At 38.0% G+C, this 1,077-nt stretch carries 1 protein-coding gene; it reads left to right on the top strand.

The features are described 5' to 3' along the window. Positions 1 to 154 precede the first annotated feature (154 nt). Positions 155 to 1,077 (top strand): helix-turn-helix transcriptional regulator (locus QVO88_RS09450; protein ID WP_288177964.1); only part of this gene is annotated, 923 nt, incomplete at its 3' end.

Below are 1,077 nucleotides of genomic sequence, written 5' to 3'. Positions count from 1 at the left end.
CTTCAGTGGCAAAGTCGGGAGATGTTGCCCACTTGGACGTTTTTATAAAGCAACGAACCATTGAGTACGAAACAACGAATTGATAATTGACCTGAGTTTATCTCTATGCTATAATTAGCGTACACCGGTGATAAAATAATTCGGAGGTATTTAAATGCAAGTAAAAATTGGTGAGAAAATAAAAGAACTGCGAAAGGTGACAGGAAGGAAGCAAGAGGACCTAGCCACCGCCTTAGGTGTTACGCCACAAGCCATTTCAAGGTGGGAGGCAAATGGCGGTTATCCGGACATGGAGATGATCCCATCGATAGCTAACTATTTCCATATATCGATCGATGAATTGTTTGGCTATAATAATGACAGGAACAGAATTATTCAGAAATATAATGATAAGGCTCAATGGCTGATAAATAATAACGATGATATGACAGAGTGTATTGCTCTAATGCGTAGAGGGCTTGAAGAGTTTCCAGACAGAGTGGATTTTAAGACCAAGCTTGCTTGTGCTTTAAATAAGCAAGGTTGGAAAAATAAAGGCAAAGAGCCAAATATCTTTTGGGAAGAAGCCGCTAAACTGTATGAGAAATTATTGCCTCATGACCAATCGTGTATCATTCCGTTATTATCCGTATATTCCTGCCTTGGTAAATATGAAAAAGCCGAGCAGAAAGCATCTGAACAGCCCGACCTTGAATTGTGCAGACAAGTTCTGTTAGGAAATTTAGGAAGTATCGGCAGTATAAATGATGAGAAAAGGGCTGAACAATATCGTGGAGACGCAGTGTTAGAGCTTCTTCATGCTTTTCAAAAATCACTTGATGAAGCGATAGTGTGTAATAATGAGCTGAATAATAGTCGAGAAGGATTGGAGCTTCTTTTATTGACTCGACAGTTGTTTGATAAAATAGTAGGTACTGAATGCCATGGATTTCACAGTGACTTATGTTTTATAGATATGAGATGCGTCAAAATCGCAAATAATATCGGAGATCATAAAGTTGCCATGGACTGTTTTGATTCAGCGTTTGAGCAATATATTAAATTTGAACAATGGAAAATTAAACAATTCAAAAGATC

Origin of the sequence: Ruminococcus sp. CAG:57, assembly GCF_000435935.1 — a bacterium.
Taxonomy (GTDB): Bacteria; Bacillota; Clostridia; order Oscillospirales; family Ruminococcaceae; genus Hominimerdicola; species Hominimerdicola aceti.
The sequence above is the reverse complement of the archived record's forward strand: the minus strand, read 5'-3'. Positions and strand labels throughout refer to the sequence as shown.